Annotated in this window: 32 protein-coding genes; all 32 read left to right on the top strand. The window is 45.6% G+C overall.

What is annotated here, in order from left to right; genetic code table 11:
* Nucleotides 1–203: 203 nt before the first annotated feature.
* Nucleotides 204–1,145 (top strand): isoaspartyl peptidase/L-asparaginase family protein, encoded by a 942-nt coding sequence (locus PL85_RS07640; RefSeq protein WP_013855914.1) that lies wholly within the window; start codon nt 204–206, stop codon nt 1,143–1,145.
* Between the two features lie 129 nt (nt 1,146–1,274).
* A complete protein-coding gene (locus PL85_RS07635; RefSeq protein ID WP_013855915.1) occupies nt 1,275–2,573 on the top strand; it encodes an adenylosuccinate synthase in 1,299 nt (432 codons plus the stop codon).
* 218 nt (nt 2,574–2,791) lie between these two features.
* Complete coding sequence (gene motX, locus PL85_RS07630; RefSeq protein ID WP_013855917.1) at nt 2,792–3,427, top strand: flagellar protein MotX; 636 nt, start codon at nt 2,792–2,794, stop codon at nt 3,425–3,427.
* A 161-nt stretch (nt 3,428–3,588) separates the two neighbouring features.
* The gene (gene rnr, locus PL85_RS07625) at nt 3,589–6,036 is read left to right on the top strand and encodes a ribonuclease R (protein ID WP_017046740.1); all 2,448 of its coding nucleotides are present in this window, start codon (nt 3,589–3,591) and stop codon (nt 6,034–6,036) included.
* 17 nt (nt 6,037–6,053) lie between these two features.
* Nucleotides 6,054–6,794: a 23S rRNA (guanosine(2251)-2'-O)-methyltransferase RlmB gene (gene rlmB, locus PL85_RS07620; protein WP_017042851.1), complete on the top strand. Its 741-nt coding sequence runs from the start codon at nt 6,054–6,056 to the stop codon at nt 6,792–6,794.
* A 423-nt stretch (nt 6,795–7,217) separates the two neighbouring features.
* Nucleotides 7,218–7,529, top strand: coding sequence for a 30S ribosomal protein S10 (rpsJ, locus tag PL85_RS07615; protein WP_001181007.1), 312 nt, complete (start codon nt 7,218–7,220; stop codon nt 7,527–7,529).
* A 14-nt stretch (nt 7,530–7,543) separates the two neighbouring features.
* Nucleotides 7,544–8,173, top strand: a complete 630-nt coding sequence (gene rplC / locus PL85_RS07610) for a 50S ribosomal protein L3 (protein WP_013855921.1) — start codon at nt 7,544–7,546, stop codon at nt 8,171–8,173.
* 16 nt (nt 8,174–8,189) lie between these two features.
* Nucleotides 8,190–8,792 carry a 50S ribosomal protein L4 gene (rplD, locus tag PL85_RS07605; RefSeq protein ID WP_010318759.1) on the top strand — a complete coding sequence of 201 codons (603 nt, stop codon included), beginning with the start codon at nt 8,190–8,192 and terminating at the stop codon, nt 8,790–8,792.
* Nucleotides 8,789–9,091: a 50S ribosomal protein L23 gene (gene rplW / locus PL85_RS07600; RefSeq protein WP_010318760.1), complete on the top strand. Its 303-nt coding sequence runs from the start codon at nt 8,789–8,791 to the stop codon at nt 9,089–9,091. The genes rplD and rplW overlap by 4 nt, the downstream gene beginning before the upstream one ends.
* A gap of 16 nt (nt 9,092–9,107) precedes the next feature.
* A complete protein-coding gene (gene rplB, locus PL85_RS07595) occupies nt 9,108–9,932 on the top strand; it encodes a 50S ribosomal protein L2 (RefSeq protein WP_013855922.1) in 825 nt (274 codons plus the stop codon).
* 20 nt (nt 9,933–9,952) lie between these two features.
* A complete protein-coding gene (gene rpsS, locus PL85_RS07590) occupies nt 9,953–10,231 on the top strand; it encodes a 30S ribosomal protein S19 (RefSeq protein ID WP_010318762.1) in 279 nt (92 codons plus the stop codon).
* Nucleotides 10,232–10,241: 10 nt separating this feature from the next.
* Complete coding sequence (gene rplV / locus PL85_RS07585) at nt 10,242–10,574, top strand: 50S ribosomal protein L22 (protein ID WP_026027327.1); 333 nt, start codon at nt 10,242–10,244, stop codon at nt 10,572–10,574.
* Nucleotides 10,575–10,593: 19 nt separating this feature from the next.
* Nucleotides 10,594–11,292: a 30S ribosomal protein S3 gene (gene rpsC / locus PL85_RS07580; protein ID WP_010318764.1), complete on the top strand. Its 699-nt coding sequence runs from the start codon at nt 10,594–10,596 to the stop codon at nt 11,290–11,292.
* An 11-nt stretch (nt 11,293–11,303) separates the two neighbouring features.
* The gene (gene rplP / locus PL85_RS07575; RefSeq protein ID WP_010318765.1) at nt 11,304–11,714 is read left to right on the top strand and encodes a 50S ribosomal protein L16; all 411 of its coding nucleotides are present in this window, start codon (nt 11,304–11,306) and stop codon (nt 11,712–11,714) included.
* Nucleotides 11,714–11,905: a 50S ribosomal protein L29 gene (gene rpmC, locus PL85_RS07570; RefSeq protein WP_010318766.1), complete on the top strand. Its 192-nt coding sequence runs from the start codon at nt 11,714–11,716 to the stop codon at nt 11,903–11,905. Before rplP ends, rpmC begins: the two co-directional genes overlap by 1 nt.
* The gene (rpsQ, locus tag PL85_RS07565) at nt 11,905–12,159 is read left to right on the top strand and encodes a 30S ribosomal protein S17 (RefSeq protein WP_013855925.1); all 255 of its coding nucleotides are present in this window, start codon (nt 11,905–11,907) and stop codon (nt 12,157–12,159) included. The genes rpmC and rpsQ overlap by 1 nt, the downstream gene beginning before the upstream one ends.
* A gap of 160 nt (nt 12,160–12,319) precedes the next feature.
* Entirely contained in the window at nt 12,320–12,691 is a 372-nt protein-coding gene (rplN, locus tag PL85_RS07560) for a 50S ribosomal protein L14 (RefSeq protein ID WP_010318768.1), read from the top strand.
* Between the two features lie 12 nt (nt 12,692–12,703).
* Nucleotides 12,704–13,021, top strand: a complete 318-nt coding sequence (gene rplX / locus PL85_RS07555) for a 50S ribosomal protein L24 (protein WP_010318769.1) — start codon at nt 12,704–12,706, stop codon at nt 13,019–13,021.
* A 24-nt stretch (nt 13,022–13,045) separates the two neighbouring features.
* Entirely contained in the window at nt 13,046–13,585 is a 540-nt protein-coding gene (gene rplE / locus PL85_RS07550) for a 50S ribosomal protein L5 (protein WP_010318770.1), read from the top strand.
* Between the two features lie 17 nt (nt 13,586–13,602).
* On the top strand, nt 13,603–13,908 hold the full coding sequence (gene rpsN / locus PL85_RS07545; protein WP_010318771.1) for a 30S ribosomal protein S14: 306 nt from the start codon (nt 13,603–13,605) through the stop codon (nt 13,906–13,908).
* 29 nt (nt 13,909–13,937) lie between these two features.
* Nucleotides 13,938–14,330 (top strand): 30S ribosomal protein S8, encoded by a 393-nt coding sequence (gene rpsH / locus PL85_RS07540; protein ID WP_010318772.1) that lies wholly within the window; start codon nt 13,938–13,940, stop codon nt 14,328–14,330.
* A 10-nt stretch (nt 14,331–14,340) separates the two neighbouring features.
* On the top strand, nt 14,341–14,874 hold the full coding sequence (gene rplF, locus PL85_RS07535) for a 50S ribosomal protein L6 (RefSeq protein ID WP_010318773.1): 534 nt from the start codon (nt 14,341–14,343) through the stop codon (nt 14,872–14,874).
* A gap of 9 nt (nt 14,875–14,883) precedes the next feature.
* Nucleotides 14,884–15,237 carry a 50S ribosomal protein L18 gene (rplR, locus tag PL85_RS07530; RefSeq protein ID WP_013855926.1) on the top strand — a complete coding sequence of 118 codons (354 nt, stop codon included), beginning with the start codon at nt 14,884–14,886 and terminating at the stop codon, nt 15,235–15,237.
* A 14-nt stretch (nt 15,238–15,251) separates the two neighbouring features.
* The gene (gene rpsE, locus PL85_RS07525; RefSeq protein ID WP_010318775.1) at nt 15,252–15,752 is read left to right on the top strand and encodes a 30S ribosomal protein S5; all 501 of its coding nucleotides are present in this window, start codon (nt 15,252–15,254) and stop codon (nt 15,750–15,752) included.
* Between the two features lie 5 nt (nt 15,753–15,757).
* On the top strand, nt 15,758–15,934 hold the full coding sequence (gene rpmD / locus PL85_RS07520; RefSeq protein WP_004398455.1) for a 50S ribosomal protein L30: 177 nt from the start codon (nt 15,758–15,760) through the stop codon (nt 15,932–15,934).
* Nucleotides 15,935–15,939: 5 nt separating this feature from the next.
* A complete protein-coding gene (gene rplO / locus PL85_RS07515; RefSeq protein WP_010318777.1) occupies nt 15,940–16,374 on the top strand; it encodes a 50S ribosomal protein L15 in 435 nt (144 codons plus the stop codon).
* Nucleotides 16,375–16,394: 20 nt separating this feature from the next.
* Nucleotides 16,395–17,729, top strand: a complete 1,335-nt coding sequence (gene secY, locus PL85_RS07510) for a preprotein translocase subunit SecY (RefSeq protein ID WP_017046739.1) — start codon at nt 16,395–16,397, stop codon at nt 17,727–17,729.
* A 27-nt stretch (nt 17,730–17,756) separates the two neighbouring features.
* On the top strand, nt 17,757–17,870 hold the full coding sequence (rpmJ, locus tag PL85_RS07505) for a 50S ribosomal protein L36 (RefSeq protein WP_000868186.1): 114 nt from the start codon (nt 17,757–17,759) through the stop codon (nt 17,868–17,870).
* Nucleotides 17,871–18,017: 147 nt separating this feature from the next.
* Nucleotides 18,018–18,374 (top strand): 30S ribosomal protein S13, encoded by a 357-nt coding sequence (gene rpsM, locus PL85_RS07500; protein ID WP_010318779.1) that lies wholly within the window; start codon nt 18,018–18,020, stop codon nt 18,372–18,374.
* Between the two features lie 20 nt (nt 18,375–18,394).
* The gene (gene rpsK / locus PL85_RS07495) at nt 18,395–18,784 is read left to right on the top strand and encodes a 30S ribosomal protein S11 (protein ID WP_001118870.1); all 390 of its coding nucleotides are present in this window, start codon (nt 18,395–18,397) and stop codon (nt 18,782–18,784) included.
* A gap of 27 nt (nt 18,785–18,811) precedes the next feature.
* On the top strand, nt 18,812–19,432 hold the full coding sequence (gene rpsD / locus PL85_RS07490) for a 30S ribosomal protein S4 (protein WP_013855928.1): 621 nt from the start codon (nt 18,812–18,814) through the stop codon (nt 19,430–19,432).
* Nucleotides 19,433–19,455: 23 nt separating this feature from the next.
* Nucleotides 19,456–20,448 (top strand): DNA-directed RNA polymerase subunit alpha, encoded by a 993-nt coding sequence (locus PL85_RS07485; RefSeq protein ID WP_010318781.1) that lies wholly within the window; start codon nt 19,456–19,458, stop codon nt 20,446–20,448.
* Nucleotides 20,449–20,453 lie beyond the last annotated feature (5 nt).

Genomic DNA, 20,453 nt, shown 5'->3' with positions numbered 1-20,453 from the left:
GGTAGTGCCAAAGTAGGCAGTAATAACCGACTGATACAATGAAATGGAAAGCGTTAATCGTCATGCGATTAGCGCTTTTTTGTTGCTTGTTAATTATTACAGTACTCACTTGCCGCCTACCTGCAACTTCAAGTTATTTGGGTATAGTTAATGTGTAGAACAGAAGTGTATTGCCTCTCAATTTATTAAGTTAAGGAATTCTCATGTCACAACCTTTTGCTATAGCAATTCATGGCGGCGCCGGAACCATCATTCGTCAACAAATGAGCGAATCATTAAAGCGCGATATTTTGAACACGCTAGAAAGTGCTGTTCGAGCGGGGCATCAAGTACTGGCACAAGGTGGTGATGCACTGGATGCGGTGGTTGAGGCTGTGAAAATACTTGAGGACTCTCCGTTGTTTAACGCAGGAAAAGGTTCGGTGTTAACGCATCAAGAGATGGTGGAGATGGACGCCTCTGTCATGCATGGCAAAATGATGGACGCAGGCGCGGTCGCTGGGGTTCGGCACATTAAAAATCCGGTGCAGCTCGCGCGTGATGTAATGAAGCACAGTGATCATGTGTTGTTGATTGGTGAGGGCGCAGAAGCGTTTGCTTTTACTCAAGGGCATCAATATACAGAACAAGATTACTTTTTTACTGAGCGTCGTTATGAACAGTTGCTAGCGATGAAAAGCAACAATCAATTTGCTTTGTCGGAATCAAAATTCCCAGATGACAAGAAATTTGGCACTGTTGGCGCAGTTGCATTGGATAAACAAGGCAACCTTGCGTCTGCTACTAGTACCGGTGGCATCACGAATAAAAAATTTGGTCGCGTCGGCGATTCTCCCATCATCGGTGCAGGAACGGTGGCTGAAAATGGTAATGTGGCGGTATCGACAACGGGCATGGGGGAATATTTCATTCGTAAAATGGTTGCCAGTGACGTTGCCGCTCGCATGCGTTATTTAAAAGAAGATGTTCATACCGCATGTGAAACCATTATTCAGGGTGAACTTAAAACGCTCGGTGGTGAGGGTGGATTGATCGCCATTGATGCGCAAGGCGACATTCATTTTGCAATGAACAGTTCCGGTATGTACCGTGCTTGTGTTGATCGTCAAGGAGAGCTAATCGTAAAAATATATTCGGATGAGTAACTTACGTGCCTAATAACTGAATCATTTATTAAGTTATATTTTTATGACATTTTCGTGTTTAAAAAAGGACTGCAAGGAAAAGGATTCGGTGCTAGAATCCTTTTTTAACTAGCAATCAGACTTGGAAAGATGGGAAATAACGTAGTCGTTCTAGGCACCCAATGGGGTGACGAAGGCAAAGGTAAAATCGTAGACCTTTTAACTGAAGATGCAAAATACGTGGTTCGCTACCAAGGCGGCCATAATGCAGGCCACACTTTGGTCATTGACGGTGAAAAAACCGTTCTTCATTTAATTCCATCCGGCATTCTTCGCAATAAAGTGAAATGCATCATCGGCAACGGTGTTGTGCTTTCACCTGACGCACTAATAAATGAAATGAAGCCTCTAGAAGAGCGTGGTATTCCAGTCCGCGAACGTCTTTTCATTTCTGAAGCTTGCCCACTTATTCTTCCTTACCACATTGCGCTTGACCAAGCTCGTGAAACGGCTCGTGGTAAAAAAGCAATTGGTACGACAGGTCGTGGTATCGGTCCTGCTTATGAAGACAAAGTGGCTCGTCGTGGTTTACGCGTTGGTGACTTGTTCGATATGGCTTCATTTGCAGAAAAGCTAAAAGAAGTGATGGAGTTCCATAACTTCCAACTTGAGCATTTCTACAAAGCTGAACCAGTAAGCTACGAATCCGTACTTGAGCAAGCACAAGGCTATGCTGATTTGCTGACTTCGATGGTGATCGACGTGACCGATGAACTTGATGCAGCGCGTAAGCGTGGCGACAAAATCATGTTCGAAGGTGCGCAAGGTACTATGCTTGATATTGACCACGGTACATACCCATACGTAACGTCTTCTAACACGACTGCTGGTGGTGTTGCTGCAGGTTCTGGTTTCGGCCCTCGTCATCTAGGTTATATTCTAGGTATCGCGAAAGCTTACTGTACTCGCGTTGGTGCAGGTCCATTCCCAACCGAATTGGATGATGAAATCGGTAATCACCTAGGCACGAAAGGCCATGAGTTTGGTGCTACAACAGGCCGTAAGCGCCGTTGTGGTTGGTTTGATGCGGTAGCGATGCGTCGCGCCATTCAAATTAACTCAGTCACAGGCTTCTGCTTGACTAAACTTGACGTACTTGATGGTCTAGAAGAGCTAAAAATCTGTACGGGTTACCAAATGCCAGATGGCTCAATTGCTCAAGTATCACCAATGGCAGCTGACGCTTTTGAAGCGGTAACACCTATTTACGAAACTATGCCTGGTTGGTCTGAAAATACTTTCGGTGCTAAATCAATTGATGCCCTGCCACAAGCGGCGCTTGATTACATCAAACGTATTGAAGAGTTGACAGGTGTACCTGTTGACATCGTTTCTACAGGTCCAGATCGTAACGAAACCATTATCAAGGTTCACCCATTTTCAGTTTAATGGTTGATTGATAAACGTTTTTAAAACCGGCTTTCAGAGCCGGTTTTTTTATACCTGTATTGATGATATTTTGTCCTTGGTGTGGCAATAAATGGCCGAATAACGGCAAATTTTGTCTAAAGAGTTTGCCGCACTGGTCGATAAAGTTATCAAGCCCAGCCCTAGATGAAACTGAGGCTATAATTTTAAGGCTATCGATAGACATAAAGAGTGCAGGTATGAAGCTACGAACGGTAGCAGCTTCATTGTTTTTAGCGCTGACCTCATCCTTGAGTCATGCCAACGTGGCGGAAGTGGGTGAGCCAGTCCCTATTTACACCGAAGCTGAACTAATCAAGTTAATTGAGCAAAATAAACATTTAGAGCAAGTCAAGGCCGACAACTGCCAATTGGTAGAAGATATTGTTGCGCGTGCTACTCGCATCAGCCTGCCTTCCTACGAGTTTTTGTATGGAGATATGCTAGCGTGGGGGGTCTGTGTAGATCAAGATGTCGAACTTGGCTTGTACTATATGGAAAATGCAGCTCATCAAGGTTTACCCGCTGCGTTAGAGCAGCTTGGGCGTTATTATTCGCGTGGTACTTTAGTACAGCAGGATAAAGAGCGAGCTATTCCCTATCTGCGTGAAGCCGCTGCGATGGGCAATATTAATGCTCGTATCCATCTAGCTGAGCTTTTGCTGCGTGATTATGGCAGCCCGCTTGATTATGAAGATGCTTATCGCTGGCTCTATAATTCGGTGACTATCGATCAAAGAATACATTCTCGGATCTCTATGCTCCGGCAGGGGTTAGAGCAGCGAATGCCACAAAATGTGGTTGCGCGAGCCAAGCGCAGAGATACGTTTTGGTAGCCTTCATTATTGCTTTTCTTATTTCGCCCACACGGTTGGGCGAAGTCATTTCTACGCTTTTCCTCTAACGCATTAGCCTATAATAATCAATACGCTGCTGTAGCTTCTGCCGTGAGTCAGTTATACTCTGGCTATCTCTCCTTGCTTTAGCAGGTCTGCCTATGTCTGAAATTATCAATAACGATCCTTTTGCGGATCGAGAATCTAGCAATTACGAAAATCCAATTCCAAGCCGAGAATTCATCCTCGAATTTCTAACCGAAGCCAATGTACCGATGAATCGTAATGATCTTTTTGAGGCATTGGGTTTGTCTGGTGAAGAGCAATACGAAGGGCTACGCCGTCGTTTGCGTGCGATGGAGCGAGATGGCCAATTGGTATTTACTCGTCGCCAATGCTATGCATTACCAGAAAAACTGGAAATGATCAAAGGTCACGTAATCGGACATAAAGATGGTCATGGGTGGGTTCGTCCTGATGGCAGCGTTGGCAAAGATAACGATGTTTTGCTACCTCATCACCAAATGCGTACCATTATTCATGGCGACTACGTGCTGGTACAACCGACAGGCACGGATAAAAGAGGCCGTAAAGAAGGGCGTTTGGTCCGAGTTTTGGAAGAACGTAAAACTCAACTTGTTGGGCGTTTCTTCCTCGAAAATGGCTACTCTTATGTCGTGCCCGATGATTCACGCATCACTCAAGACATCTTGATCCCTAATGAGCACAAAGGCGGAGCTCGCATGGGGAACGTGGTGGTGATTGAAATTACCGATCGCGGTGCCAGAGCAAGAGGAATGACAGGAAGGGTTGTTGAAGTACTTGGGGAAAATATGGCTCCCGGTATGGAGACACAAATAGCGATTCGCACTCACCAGATCCCTCATGAGTGGCCGCAAGAAGTATTAAAGCAAGTCGAAAACCTGAGAGAAGAAGTTCCAGAAGAGGCGAAGCAAGGGCGCGTGGATCTGCGTCAATTACCTTTAGTGACGATTGATGGTGAAGACGCGCGTGACTTTGATGACGCGGTTTATTGCGAAGCCAAAAAAGGTGGTGGCTGGCGTCTCTGGGTTGCGATTGCTGACGTAAGTTATTATGTGCGCCCCGATACGGCTTTGGATAAAGAAGCGATCAACCGTGGTAACTCAGTTTACTTCCCATCGCAAGTCGTCCCTATGCTACCGGAAGTACTGTCGAACGGTCTTTGTTCACTTAATCCACAAGTCGACCGTCTATGCATGGTGTGCGAGATGACAGTCTCTGCAACGGGCAAAATTTCGGGTTACAAACATTACGAAGCCGTGATGAACTCTCATGCCCGTTTAACTTACAACAAAGTACACGCCATTCTTGAAGGGGATGAAGAGCTACGCGAACGTTATCAAGCTGTGGTTCCTCATCTTGAAGAACTCTATTCGATGTATAAGGTGCTAAAAGCAGCGCGTGATGAGCGTGGCGGTATCGAATTTGAAACGATTGAAACTAAGTTTATCTTTAATGCTGAGCGTAAAATCGACAGCATTGAACCTGTTGTCCGTAATGATGCGCATAAAATAATCGAAGAGTGCATGATCCTCGCTAATATTGCTTCAGCATCGCTGGTGGAAAAAGCGAAAGAGCCCGCTCTGTACCGTATCCATGAATCACCGGGAGAAGAGCGTTTGACCGGTTTTAGGGATTTCTTAGGCGAGCTTGGTTTGAACTTAGCGGGTGGGCTAGAGCCTTCGCCAACCGATTACGCTAACTTAATGAAACAGATTGGTGAGCGCCAAGACAAAGAGTTGATCCAAACCATGTTACTGCGTTCCATGAAGCAGGCTGTGTATAACGCGGATAACTGTGGTCACTTTGGTTTAGCGCTCAAACGCTATGCGCACTTTACTTCACCTATTCGTCGCTACCCTGATCTCCTATTGCACCGCGCAATTAAATATTTGATTGCCAAAGAATCGGGTAATCACACCGACCGTTGGACAACCACAGGTGGTTATCACTACTCTTTTGATGACATGGACTTCTATGGTCAGCAATGTTCAATGACAGAACGCCGTGCTGATGATGCGACGCGTGAAGTATCCGATTGGCTCAAGTGTGAATACATGCAAGATCATGTAGGCGAAGAGCTTGATGGAGTCATAGCCAACGTGACAGGTTTCGGTTTCTTCGTTCGTTTAACTGAGTTGCACATTGATGGATTGGTCCATATTTCAACGCTAGCGAATGACTACTATCAATTTGATCCCGTGGGACAACGATTGATCGGCGAAAGTTTTGGCAACATCTATCGCTTAGGTGACGCCGTTAAAGTCAAAGTGTTATCCGTCAACTTGGATGATCGTCAAATTGACTTTGAAATCGTGGGCACTAGCCGTAAGCTGCGCGGAGAAGGCAAGACAGCGAAGAAACGTGCAACGGATGCACGAGAGAAAGCACGTGGCAAGAAGGTGACGTCAAGTAAAGGAAAGGCAACTCCTTTAGTTGAAGCGACTAAACGCCCAGATGAAAAAAGTAGTGAAGGCTCAAAACCTGAACGAAAAAAAAGCAAAACAACAAAAGCACGCAAAAAGAAACCCGCGGCCAAAGCAAATAAAGCGCGTGCTAGTAAATAACGATCAATGGGTAAATCATGAGTAACGAATGTATTTATGGTATTCACGCGGTCAGCGCTGTACTTGAAAAAGATCCAGCGCGATTGATAGAAGCGTTTGTACTAAAAGGGCGACAAGATGATCGCCTGCTTCCACTGTTAAATGAACTGCAACATTGCGGTGTCTCTATTCAACAGATGGGACGTAAAACATTGGATGACAAGGCTCAAGGGGCGAATCATCAGGGCATCATTGCTCGTGTAAAACCAGCAAAACAGCTTAATGAGCATGATTTAGAAGCAATCATCGCACAGCATGAACAACCGCTATTACTTGTTTTGGATGGTGTTACCGATCCGCATAATCTCGGCGCATGCTTACGTAACGCCGATGCTGCCGGGGTCGCTGCAGTGATCGTACCGAAAGATAAGTCAGCACCAATGACGGCAACGGTCAGCAAAGTCGCTTGTGGCGCTGCTGAAACTGTGCCTTTAGTACGAGTGACGAATCTTGCACGTACCATGCGCGCCCTTCAAGAACAAGGCGTATGGTTTGTTGGCACTGCCGGTGAGGCGACGCATGACATTTACCAAGCCAAACTGACAGGGCCCCTTGCGATTGTTATGGGCGCTGAAGGGGATGGTATGCGCCGTTTAACGCGCGAAACCTGCGATGATCTGATCAAAATACCGATGGCGGGCACCGTTTCTAGCCTAAACGTATCAGTAGCGGCTGGGATCTGTCTGTTTGAAGCAGTGAGACAACGCCAAGCTGTATAATTGTGCAACAGGGATAAAAGGATAGGGTAGTGAGTGCTCACCTCATCTTTCTATCCCTTCTATTACTTCCTCAGTGAAAGAAGAAATAGATAGTTTATAAGTTTAATTTCTACACAGCGCTTGCATGTGTAATGGTGATCTGTATAATGCACCGCACTGGTTAAATCCAGTTGTGAACCAATGAGCAGTGAGGAGTAAACTGACCTAGCTGTTAGTTTAGTAACGTATACTCAGCTTATGTTCGCAGTTAATACAATTAGCTCTGTTGCGTTTAGTAATAGATTAAAGTTAATCGAAAATTAACTGACAATGTGCCTAATTTTGGCACTACGGTTTCACATAAATCAATCGGCATTCTCTCGTTTTAACGAGTTTGAGTGGCGATATTGTTTGTGTAATTTTTAATTATTGGAGCTCTGTCTCATGCAGAACCAACGTATCCGTATCCGCCTAAAAGCGTTCGATTACAAACTAATCGATGCTTCTACAGCGGAAATCGTTGAAACAGCTAAGCGTACCGGCGCACAGGTTCGTGGTCCTATTCCACTTCCTACTCGTAAAGAGCGTTTCACTGTTCTTATCTCTCCACACGTCAATAAAGATGCTCGTGATCAGTACGAAATTCGTACTCACAAACGTCTAATCGACATCGTTGAGCCAACAGATAAAACTGTTGATGCACTGATGCGCCTAGATCTAGCTGCTGGCGTTGACGTACAAATCAGCCTAGGTTAAGGGAGATTAGAAGAATGATTGGTCTAGTCGGACGTAAAGTGGGTATGACCCGCGTATTTACTGAAGAAGGCGTTTCTATCCCAGTAACTGTTGTTGAGGTTGAAGCAAACCGTATTTCTCAAGTGAAAACTCTTGAGACTGACGGCTATGCAGCAATCCAGGTAACTACTGGTACTAAGAAAGCCAACCGTGTAACTAAACCAGAAGCTGGTCACTTTGCGAAAGCAGGTGTAGAAGCTGGTCGCGGTCTTTGGGAATTCCGTTTAGAAAACGGCGAAGAGTTTGAAGTTGGCACTGAGCTAAATGTAGAACTTTTCAACGAAGTTAAAAAAGTAGACGTTACTGGTACATCTAAAGGTAAAGGTTTCCAAGGTGCAGTTAAGCGCTGGAATTTCCGTACCCAAGATATGACTCACGGTAACTCTTTGTCTCACCGTGCACCGGGTTCAATTGGCCAATGTCAAACTCCAGGTCGCGTGTTCAAAGGCAAAAAAATGGCAGGTCACATGGGTGCTGAGCGTGTAACGACTCAAAACCTAGAGATCGTACGTGTTGACGCTGAGCGCAATCTGCTTCTTATTAAAGGTGCAGTACCAGGTGCAACTGGCGCTAACGTGATCGTCAAACCAGCTATTAAAGCATAACGTCTAGGAGTAAGTAATGGAATTGATGGTTAAAGGTGCTAACGCACTAACTGTTTCCGAAACTACTTTCGGACGTGAGTTCAACGAAGCCCTTGTACATCAAGTAGTTGTTGCGTATGCAGCAGGTGCTCGTCAAGGTACTCGTGCTCAAAAGACACGTTCAGAAGTTTCTGGCGGTGGCGCTAAGCCATGGCGTCAAAAAGGTACTGGCCGTGCACGTGCTGGTACAATTCGTAGCCCAATCTGGCGTACAGGTGGTGTTACTTTTGCTGCGAAACCACAAGATCACAGCCAAAAAGTAAACAAAAAAATGTACCGCGGTGCTATGAAGAGCATTCTTTCTGAATTAGTTCGTCAAGAGCGTTTAATCGTTGTTGATAACTTCTCAGTAGAAGCACCAAAAACTAAAGAGCTATTAGCTAAGCTTAAAGAACTTGAGCTTAACGATGTACTCATCGTTACTGGCGAAGTAGACGAGAATCTATTCTTAGCTGCTCGCAACCTATATAAAGTTGACGCACGTGACGTAGCGGGTCTTGACCCAGTTAGCCTAATTGCGTTTGACAAGGTTCTAATGACTGCAGAAGCAGTTAAGCAAGTTGAGGAGATGCTGGCATGATCAGTGAAGAGCGTCTACTAAAAGTTCTACGTGCACCGCACATCTCTGAAAAAGCAACTATGACTGCTGAGAAAGCGAACACTATCGTTTTCAAAGTAGCAAAAGATGCAACTAAGAAAGAGATCAAAGCAGCTGTAGAAAAGCTATTTGAAGTTGAAGTTAAGTCTGTAAATACTCTTATCACTAAGGGTAAGACCAAACGTCAAGGTCTACGCCAAGGTCGCCGCAGCGACGTTAAAAAAGCGTATGTGACTTTGAAAGAAGGTCAAGATCTTGACTTTGTTGGCGGCGCGGAATAACAGGAGTAGTTGAATAATGGCTATTGTTAAATGTAAGCCGACTTCCCCTGGTCGTCGTCACGTCGTTAAAGTTGTTAACGCTGACCTACACAAGGGTAAGCCATACGCACCTCTTCTAGAGAAAAACTCTAAGAATGGTGGTCGTAACAACAACGGTCGTATCACAGTACGTCATATCGGTGGTGGTCATAAGCAACACTATCGTTTGGTTGACTTCAAACGTACTAAAGATGGCATCCCAGCGAAAGTTGAGCGTCTAGAATACGATCCAAACCGTAGCGCAAATATCGCTCTAGTTCTGTACGCAGACGGCGAGCGTCGTTACATTATCGCACCTAAAGGTGTTCAAGCTGGTGATACAATCCAGTCTGGTGTTGATGCGCCAATTAAAGCAGGTAACACTCTGCCAATGCGCAACATCCCAGTGGGTTCTACTATTCACTGTGTTGAACTTAAGCCTGGTAAAGGTGCACAGCTAGCTCGTTCGGCTGGTGCATATGCTCAACTTGTCGCTCGCGACGGTACTTATGCAACTATCCGCCTACGTTCTGGTGAAATGCGCAAAGTACTTTCTGAAGGCCGTGCAACAATCGGTGAAGTTGGTAACTCTGAGCACATGCTACGTGAACTAGGTAAAGCTGGTGCTTCACGCTGGCGCGGCGTACGTCCAACTGTACGTGGTGTAGTAATGAACCCGGTTGACCACCCACACGGTGGTGGTGAAGGCCGCACATCTGGTGGTCGTCACCCAGTATCTCCTTGGGGTATGCCTACTAAGGGCTTCAAGACTCGTAGCAACAAACGCACCGACAAGTACATCGTACGTCGTCGTAATAAGTAATCTATATAAGAGGATAAGCCATGCCACGTTCTCTCAAGAAAGGTCCATTTATTGACCTACACTTGCTGAAGAAGGTAGAGAAAGCGGTGGAAAGCGGAGACAAAAAGCCTATTAAGACTTGGTCCCGTCGTTCAATGATCATTCCATCAATGATTGGTTTGACCATCGCTGTCCATAATGGTCGTCAGCACGTTCCAGTATTTGTCACTGATGAAATGATCGGTCACAAACTGGGCGAATTCGCACCAACTCGTACTTACCGTGGTCACGCTGCGGATAAGAAAGCTAAGAAGCGCTAAGGAGTAAATGATGGAAGCTATTGCTAAACATAACTTTGCTCGCATTTCTCCTCAGAAAGCTCGCTTAGTTGCAGATCTAATCCGTGGTAAATCTGTGGATCAGGCTCTTGAAATCCTAACTTTCAGCAACAAAAAAGCGGCTGTATTAGTTAAGAAAGTTCTAGAGTCAGCTATCGCTAACGCAGAACACAACGAAGGTGCAGATATCGACGATCTTAATGTCGCTAAAATCTTCGTAGATGAGGGCCCGGTCATGAAGCGTATTATGCCTCGTGCAAAAGGCCGTGCGGATCGTATCTTGAAGCGTTCAAGCCACATCACTGTTGTTGTAGCAGACCGCTAAGAGACTAGGAGAGTAAGCAATGGGTCAGAAAGTACATCCTAATGGTATTCGTCTTGGCATCGTTAAGCCTTGGAATGCTACATGGTTTGCTAACACCAAAGATTTCGCTGACAACCTAGACGGCGACTTCAAGGTACGTCAGTTCCTTACTAAGGAACTTTCAAAAGCGTCTCTATCACGCATCGTTATCGAGCGTCCTGCTAAGAGCATTCGTGTGACTATCCACACTGCTCGCCCAGGCGTTGTTATCGGTAAGAAAGGTGAAGACGTTGAGAAGCTACGCGCAGCTGTAGCTAAAATTGCAGGTGTACCAGCGCAAATTAACATCGCTGAAGTACGTAAGCCTGAGCTAGACGGCCAATTAGTGGCTGATAGCATCGCGTCTCAACTAGAGCGTCGCGTTATGTTCCGTCGTGCTATGAAGCGTGCGGTACAAAATGCTATGCGTCTAGGCGCTAAAGGTATCAAAGTGGAAGTAAGCGGTCGTCTTGGCGGCGCTGAAATTGCACGTTCTGAGTGGTACCGTGAAGGCCGTGTGCCTCTACACACTCTACGTGCTGACATTGATTACGCAACTTCTTCGGCTCACACTCAATACGGTGTGATCGGCGTTAAAGTTTGGATCTTCAAGGGTGAAATCCTTGGTGGTATGCCAGCTGCAAACGCTGTTGAGCCAAAGGCTGACAAGCCTAAGAAGCAGCGTAAAGGCCGTAAGTAAGGAGTCGACTGATGCTACAACCTAAACGCACTAAGTTCCGTAAGGTTCATACTGGTCGCAACCGCGGTCTAGCTAAAGGTACTGACGTAAGCTTCGGTACATTTGGTCTTAAAGCCGTTGGACGTGGTCGTCTAACTGCTCGTCAGATCGAAGCGGCACGTCGTGCAATGACACGTCACGTTAAGCGTCAAGGTAAAATCTGGATCCGTGTGTTCCCAGATAAGCCAATCACTGAAAAACCACTAGAAGTTCGTCAAGGTAAGGGTAAAGGTAACGTTGAGTACTGGGTAGCCCAAATCCAACCTGGTAAGGTTATGTACGAAATGGACGGTGTACCTGAAGAATTGGCACGTGAAGCGTTCCGCCTAGCGGCTCGTAAACTGCCATTCAAAACTACATTCGTAATTAAACAGGTGATGTGATGAAAGCACTAGATCTACGCGCAAAAAGCGCTGAAGAGCTTAACGCTGAGCTACTGAATTTGCTACGTGAACAGTTCAACTTGCGCATGCAAGCTGCAACTGGTCAACTACAGCAAACTCATACTTTGAAAGCTGTACGCCGTGATATCGCACGCGTTAAAACTGTTTTGACTGAGAAGGCAGGCGAATAATGAGCGACAAAATTCGTACTCAACTAGGTCGTGTTATTAGTGACAAGATGGATAAATCTATCACTGTTGCTATCGAGCGCATGGTGAAACACCCAATTTACGGTAAATTCGTAAAGCGTACGACTAAAGTACACGCACATGACGAAAACAACGAGTGTGGCCTAGGCGATACCGTTGAGATTCGTGAGTGTCGTCCTCTGTCTAAGACTAAGTCTTGGACATTGGTTAAAGTTATAGAAAAAGCGAAGATGTAATCATCGTTATTCTATGATTTTAAACGGCTCCAAAGTTTTTTTGGAGCCGTTTATTTTTTGTCTACCCAATCTTAGGAAAGGGTGGTACAATTCGCGTCCCTTTTAAAGAGGCAGCCCGACCCGAGAGGGTCTAGTTTTAATATTTAGCGGAGCACTAACAATGATCCAAATGCAAAGTACACTTGATGCAGCTGATAACTCAGGCGCGCGCAAGGTAATGTGTATTAAGGTTCTGGGTGGCTCTCACCGCCGTTATGCACATATCGGTGACATCATCAAAGTTACAGTGAAGGAAGCAATTCCTCGCGGTAAAGTTAAAAAAGGTGATGTACTGAAGGCGGTGGTAGTTCGCACCCGTAAAGGCGTACGTCGTCCAGACGGTTCTGTCATTCGCTTCGACCGTAATGCTTGCGTATTGTTGAACAATAATACAGAGCAACCTATCGGTACACGTATCTTTGGTCCAGTGACTCGTGAACTTCGCAATGCGAAATTTATGAAAATCGTGTCACTAGCACCTGAAGTTCTGTAAGGAGCGGCACACATGGCAGCTAAAATCCGTCGTAATGACGAAGTAATCGTTCTTGCTGGTAAAGATAAAGGCAAGAAAGGTAAAGTAACTAAGGTTCTCGTAACTGGTAAAGTTATCGTTGAAGGTATCAACCTTGTTAAAAAACACCAAAAGCCGGTTCCGGCTCTAGGTCAACAAGGTGGCATCGTTGAACAAGAAGCAGCTATTGATGCTTCTAACGTTGCAATCTTTAACGCAGCAACTGGTAAAGCGGACCGTATCGGTTTCCGTTTTGAAGACGGCAAAAAAGTTCGTTTCTTCAAATCTAACGGTGAAATCGTTTCTAACTAATTAGAAGTAATTTGGAGTTCTACTATGGCGAAACTGCATGATTACTACAAGTCGTCTGTAGTGACTGAACTGACCAAACAGTTCGGTTACACAAGCGTCATGCAAGTCCCTAGGATTGATAAAATCACCCTAAACATGGGCGTTGGTGAAGCTATCAACGATAAGAAACTATTAGAAAATGCAGCAGCTGATATGGCTACGATCTCTGGTCAAAAACCACTGATCACTAAAGCTCGTAAATCTGTTGCAGGTTTCAAAATTCGTGAAGGCTACCCAATTGGTTGTAAAGTAACCTTGCGTGGCGAACGTATGTGGGATTTTTTAGAGCGTTTAATCTCTATTGCACTTCCACGTGTACGTGACTTCCGTGGTGTTAGCGCTAAGTCTTTTGACGGACGCGGTAACTACAGCATGGGCGTTCGCGAGCAAATCATCTTCCCAGAAATCGACTACGATAAAGTCGATCGTGTACGCGGTCTTGATATCACTATCACGACTTCTGCTGGTACCGATGAGGAAGGCCGTGCTCTGCTGGCTGCCTTTAACTTCCCATTCCGTAAGTAAGGTGAAGGGTTACTGTTATGGCTAAACAATCAATGAAAGCACGTGAAGTAAAACGTGCAAAGCTAGTAGCTAAGTTCGCAGAAAAGCGTGCAATGCTAAAAGCTACCATCAGCGATGTAAACGCATCTGAAGAAGATCGTTGGAACGCAGTTCTTAAACTGCAAGCTCTTCCACGTGATTCAAGTGCTTCACGTCAGCGCAACCGTTGCAACCAAACTGGTCGTCCACACGGTTTCCTACGTAAGTTCGGTCTAAGCCGCATCAAAGTTCGCGAAGCTTGCATGAAAGGCGAGATTCCTGGACTTCGTAAGGCTAGCTGGTAATTGCCACTTAATCATTTGGAGTAAATCTTATGAGCATGCAAGATCCGATTTCGGATATGCTGACCCGCATTCGTAACGGTCAGGCAGCAAATAAAGTTGCTGTAAAAATGCCTTCTTCAAAGCTTAAAGTTGCAATTGCTGCACTGCTAAAAGCTGAAGGTTATATCGCAGATTTCGCTGTTGAAGGCGAAGTAAAACCTGAGCTAGAAGTTACTCTTAAGTACTTCCAAGCTAAACCAGTAATCGAGCAAATCCAACGTGTTTCACGTCCTGGTCTACGCGTTTATAAGAAAAAAGACGCGTTACCAACAGTGATGGGCGGTATGGGTGTTGCTGTGGTGTCCACTTCCAAGGGTCTGATGTCTGACCGTGCTGCTCGCAAAGCAGGTCTTGGCGGTGAAATCATTTGCTACGTAGCGTAAGGAGTAGGATATGTCTCGTGTTGCTAAAGCACCTGTCGCTATTCCAGCTGGCGTAGAGGTGAAACTAAACGGCCAAGAAATCACTGTAAAAGGTGGTAAAGGTGAGCTGACTCGCGTCCTGAATAAAGGCGTAGTTATTGCACAGGAAGAAAACAACCTTACTTTCGGTCCTCGTGAAGGTGTTGCTAACGCTTGGGCACAAGCAGGTACTGCTCGTGCACTAGTAAACAACATGGTTGTTGGTGTTACTGCAGGCTTTACTAAGAAGCTTGTTCTTAAAGGTGTTGGTTACCGTGCTGCTATTAAAGGCAACTCAGTAAGTCTTACTTTAGGCTTCTCACACCCTGTAGAGCATGAACTACCAGCGGGTATCAATGCTGAATGTCCTAGCCAAACTGAAATTGTCCTAACTGGTTGCGATAAGCAAGTAGTGGGTCAAGTTGCGGCTGACATCCGTTCTTACCGTGAGCCAGAACCTTATAAAGGTAAAGGCGTCCGTTACGCAGATGAAAATGTGCGTAGTAAAGAAGCTAAGAAGAAGTAAGGTAACACTATGGATAAGAAAGCATCTCGCATCCGTCGTGCTACACGCGCACGTCGTAAGATTGCTGAACTGGGTGCAACTCGCCTAGTAGTACACCGTACTCCTCGTCACGTGTACGCTCAGGTTATCGCATCAAACGGCTCTGAGGTTATCGCAGCAGCTTCTACTGTAGAAAAAGCGATCCGTGAGCTAGTTAAGAACACCGGTAACGTAGACGCAGCTAAAGCGGTAGGTAAAGCTATTGCAGAACGCGCTCTTGAAAAAGGCGTATCAGCTGTTGCGTTTGATCGTTCTGGTTTCCAATACCACGGTCGAGTAGCGGCGCTAGCAGAATCTGCTCGCGAAGCTGGTCTGAAATTCTAAGGTAGGGTTGGAAGATGGCTAAAGAACAACAACAAGCTAGTGATTTGCAAGAAAAATTAATCGCAGTTAACCGTGTTTCTAAAACGGTTAAAGGTGGTCGAATCATGAGCTTTACTGCACTAACTGTAGTTGGTGACGGTAATGGTCGCGTAGGTTTCGGATACGGCAAAGCTCGTGAAGTACCTGCAGCGATTCAAAAAGCAATGGAAAAAGCGCGTCGTAACATGGTTACTATCGCTCTTAACGAAGGCACTCTTCACCACGCGGTGAAAGGTCGTCACTCGGGCTCTAAAGTTTACATGCAGCCAGCTGCAGAAGGTACAGGTGTTATCGCCGGTGGTGCGATGCGTGCTGTACTAGAAGTTGCCGGTGTACATAACGTACTTGCGAAAGCGTACGGTTCTACTAACCCAATCAACGTTGTTCGTGCAACAGTTGCTGGTCTAGTAGATGTGAAGTCACCAGAAATGGTTGCAGCTAAACGTGGTCTCACTGTTGAAGCGATTTCGGAGTAAGCACCATGGCAACTATTAAAGTAACTCAAACTAAAAGCTCAATTGGTCGTCTACCAAAGCACAAAGCTACTTTGCGTGGTCTAGGCCTTCGTCGTATCAACCATACAGTAGAACTTGAAGATACACCGTGTGTACGCGGTATGATCAACAAGGTTTACTACATGGTTAAAGTTGAGGAGTAATCAGAATGCGTTTGAATACTCTATCACCGGCTGCTGGTTCTAAGCACGCTCCTAAGCGTCTAGGCCGTGGTATCGGTTCTGGCCTTGGTAAAACAGGTGGCCGCGGTCACAAAGGTCAAAAGTCACGTTCTGGCGGTACAGTTCGTCCAGGTTTTGAAGGCGGTCAAATGCCTCTAAAACAACGTCTACCTAAATTCGGTTTCACTTCTCGTAAGAGCCTAGTGTCTGCTGAAATTCGTCTAGCTGAGCTAGCGAAAGTTACGGGTGACGTGGTCGATCTAAACAGCTTGAAAGCAGCTAACCTAATCACTAAGAACATCGAAAATGTTAAAGTTGTTCTTTCTGGTGAGATTAGCAAAGCAGTGACTGTGAAAGGTCTTCGCGTGACTAAAGGCGCTAAAGCTGCAATCGAAGCTGCAGGCGGTAAAATCGAGGAATAATCTCGAGGAACGAGGTACAGATGGCTAAGAAACCAGGACAAGATTTTCGTAGTGCTCAGAGCGGCTTAAGTGAGCTAAAGTCGCGCTTATTATTCGTAATTGGTGCACTTTTAGTATTCCGAGCCGGTTCTTTTGTGCCGATTCCTGGTATTGACGCAGCTGTACTTGCCGATTTGTTCGAACAGCAAAAAGGTACCATCGTTGAAATGTTTAACATGTTCTCCGGTGGTGCTCTTTCGCGTGCATCTATCTTAGCATTGGGCATCATGCCGTATATTTCGGCGTCAATTGTTGTCCAATTGCTAACTGTAGTTCATCCAGCGTTAGCCGAACTCAAGAAAGAGGGTGAGGCAGGGCGTCGTAAGATTAGCCAATATACGCGTTATGGCACGCTTGTACTTGCAATATTCCAAGCTATTGGTATCGCAACAGGCTTACCAAACATGGTCAACAATCTGGTTGTTATCGACCAAACCATGTTTACCCTGATTGCTACCGTGAGTTTAGTAACTGGCACCATGTTCTTAATGTGGTTAGGTGAACAAATTACTGAGCGTGGAATAGGAAATGGTATTTCCATTTTGATTTTTGCAGGTATTGTTGCTGGATTGCCTTCGGCAATCGGACAAACGATTGAGCAAGCGCGTCAAGGTGAATTGCATGTGCTTCTTCTGTTGTTAATTGCGGTACTTTCTTTTGCTGTAATTTATTTCGTTGTTTTCATGGAGCGTGGTCAGCGTCGTATTGTCGTTAACTATGCAAAGCGTCAACAAGGTCGTAAAGTGTTTGCAGCGCAAAGTACTCACTTGCCATTGAAAATTAATATGGCGGGTGTAATACCTGCAATTTTTGCATCGAGTATTATTTTGTTCCCAGGAACATTAGCTCAGTGGTTTGGTCAAAATGGTGAGAGCAGCACATTCGGTTGGTTAACTGATGTGTCTTTGGCTCTTAGCCCTGGTCAACCTCTGTACGTTATGCTTTATGCAGCAGCGATTATTTTCTTCTGTTTCTTTTACACAGCGTTGGTGTTTAACCCTCGTGAAACAGCGGATAACTTGAAGAAGTCCGGTGCGTTCGTACCCGGCATCCGCCCAGGTGAGCAGACAGCGAGATACATTGATAAAGTAATGACCAGACTAACCTTAGCGGGTGCTCTCTACATTACCTTTATCTGTCTGATTCCCGAGTTCATGATGGTCGCGTGGAACGTACGTTTCTACTTCGGCGGCACATCACTACTTATCGTAGTGGTTGTGATTATGGACTTTATGGCACAGGTACAGACTCATATGATGTCCCAACAGTATGATTCTGTGTTGAAAAAAGCAAATCTGAAGGGCTACGGCCGTTAATTCAGATTTCACTTACGGAGTTTAGCAATGAAAGTTCGTGCTTCCGTTAAAAAAATCTGTCGTAACTGTAAAGTAATCAAGCGTAACGGCGTCGTTCGCGTGATTTGCAGTGAGCCAAAGCACAAGCAGCGCCAAGGCTAATTAGCAGAAATTTTTACTTGAAATATAAAGGTCGGTCGAGTATATTCCTCGGCCTACCTTTTGTGTGCAAAAGAAGTAGTATGCCGCAGCGTATCCTCGACGGGCTTTGCTGCGGATAATTTCTTATATAAGTACTAGGAGTGAATAGTGGCCCGTATAGCAGGCATTAACATTCCTGATCAGAAGCATGCTGTAATTGCATTAACTGCAATCTACGGCATCGGTAAGACCCGTTCGAAAGCTATCTTAGCTGATTTGGGTATTGCTGAAAGTGTTAAGATCAGTGAACTAACTGAAGAGCAGATCGATCTACTGCGTGATGGTGTAGCTAAATACACTGTAGAGGGTGATCTTCGTCGTGAAGTTTCCATGAACATCAAGCGTCTTATGGACCTTGGCTGTTACCGTGGTCTTCGTCATCGTCGCAGTCTACCACTACGTGGACAGCGTACTAAAACCAACGCTCGTACCCGTAAGGGTCCGCGTAAACCGATCAAGAAATAGTCGGAAGGGTATAGAGTACAATGGCAAAACAACCAACTCGCGCACGTAAGCGTGTACGCAAGCAAGTTGCTGATGGCGTAGCGCACATCCATGCATCTTTCAATAACACAATCGTAACTATCACAGACCGTCAAGGTAATGCTCTAGCTTGGGCAACTGCTGGTGGTTCTGGTTTCCGCGGTTCTCGTAAGTCTACTCCGTTCGCTGCACAGGTTGCTGCTGAGCGTTGTGCTGAAATGGCTAAAGAATACGGCCTTAAGAACCTAGAGGTTATGGTTAAGGGTCCAGGTCCAGGTCGTGAATCAACTGTTCGCGCACTGAACGCTGCTGGTTTCCGTATCACTAACATTGTTGATGCGACACCAATCCCTCATAACGGTTGTCGTCCACCTAAGAAACGCCGCGTATAACGTTTCTAGGAAGATTGGAGAAAGATCATGGCAAGATATTTGGGTCCTAAGCTGAAGCTTAGCCGCCGCGAAGGTACTGACTTGTTCCTTAAGTCAGGCATTCGTGCGATTGATACCAAGTGTAAAATTGACAACGCACCAGGTGTACACGGCGCTCGTCGCGGTCGTCTATCTGAGTACGGTGTTCAGCTTCGTGAGAAGCAAAAAGTTCGTCGTATTTATGGCGTTCTAGAAAAACAATTCCGTAACTACTACAAAGAAGCTGCACGTCTTAAAGGCAATACTGGTGAAAACCTACTTCAGCTTCTTGAAGGTCGTCTTGATAACGTAGTTTACCGCATGGGCTTTGGCGCTACTCGCGCAGAAGCACGTCAGCTAGTAAGCCACAAAGCTATCCTAGTTAACGGTAAAGTTGTAAACGTTCCTTCTTTCAATGTTGCGGTTAACGACGTTGTTGCAATCCGTGAGAAAGCTAAAAAGCAATCTCGCATTAAAGCAGCTCTAGAAGTTGCTGAACAACGCGAAAAACCAACTTGGATTGAAGTAGATGGCGGCCAAATGGAAGGTACATTCAAGCGTATGCCTGAGCGTTCTGACCTGTCAGCTGACATCAACGAACAATTGATCGTCGAGCTTTACTCTAAGTAAGGTTAAACTAAAGAGAGGACACAATGCAGGGTTCTGTAACAGAATTTCTTAAGCCACGTCTTGTTGATATCGAACAGATTAGCACGACACACGCAAAAGTAACTCTTGAGCCGTTAGAGCGTGGTTTCGGCCATACTCTGGGTAATGCACTTCGCCGTATTCTTCTATCTTCAATGCCAGGTTGTGCTGTAACTGAAGTAGAGATTGAAGGCGTACTACACGAGTACAGCACCAAAGAAGGCATTCAAGAAGATATCCTTGAGATCCTTCTGAACCTAAAAGGTTTGGCTGTTCGCGTTGCCGAAGGCAAAGATGAAGTGTTCATTACGCTGAACAAATCAGGCTCGGGCCCTGTTGTTGCAGGTGACATCACCCATGATGGTGATGTAGAGATCACTAACCCTGAGCACGTGATTTGTCATCTAACGGATGACAACGCTGAGATCGCTATGCGTATCAAAGTAGAACGTGGTCGTGGTTATGTTCCAGCTTCAGCTCGTATCCATACTGAAGAAGATGAGCGTCCAATCGGTCGTCTACTTGTAGATGCTACTTACAGCCCAGTAGACAAAATTGCCTACTCTGTGGAAGCCGCTCGCGTAGAACAACGTACTGATTTAGATAAGCTCGTTATCGATATGGAAACGAACGGTACTCTAGAACCTGAGGAAGCAATCCGTCGTGCGGCAACTATTCTTGCTGAACAATTGGATGCGTTCGTAGATCTTCGTGATGTACGTGTACCTGAGGAGAAGGAAGAGAAGCCAGAATTCGATCCAATCCTACTGCGTCCTGTAGACGATCTTGAACTAACAGTTCGCTCTGCTAACTGTTTGAAAGCAGAAGCGATTCACTACATCGGTGATCTAGTACAGCGCACTGAGGTTGAGCTACTTAAAACGCCAAACCTTGGTAAGAAATCTCTTACAGAGATTAAAGACGTGCTTGCATCACGTGGTCTATCTTTGGGCATGCGCCTAGAGAACTGGCCGCCAGCGTCTATCGCTGAAGATTAATCGAT

This window comes from Vibrio anguillarum, assembly GCF_001989995.2.
Lineage (GTDB): Bacteria > Pseudomonadota > Gammaproteobacteria > Enterobacterales > Vibrionaceae > Vibrio > Vibrio anguillarum.
The sequence above is the reverse complement of the archived record's forward strand: the minus strand, read 5'-3'. Positions and strand labels throughout refer to the sequence as shown.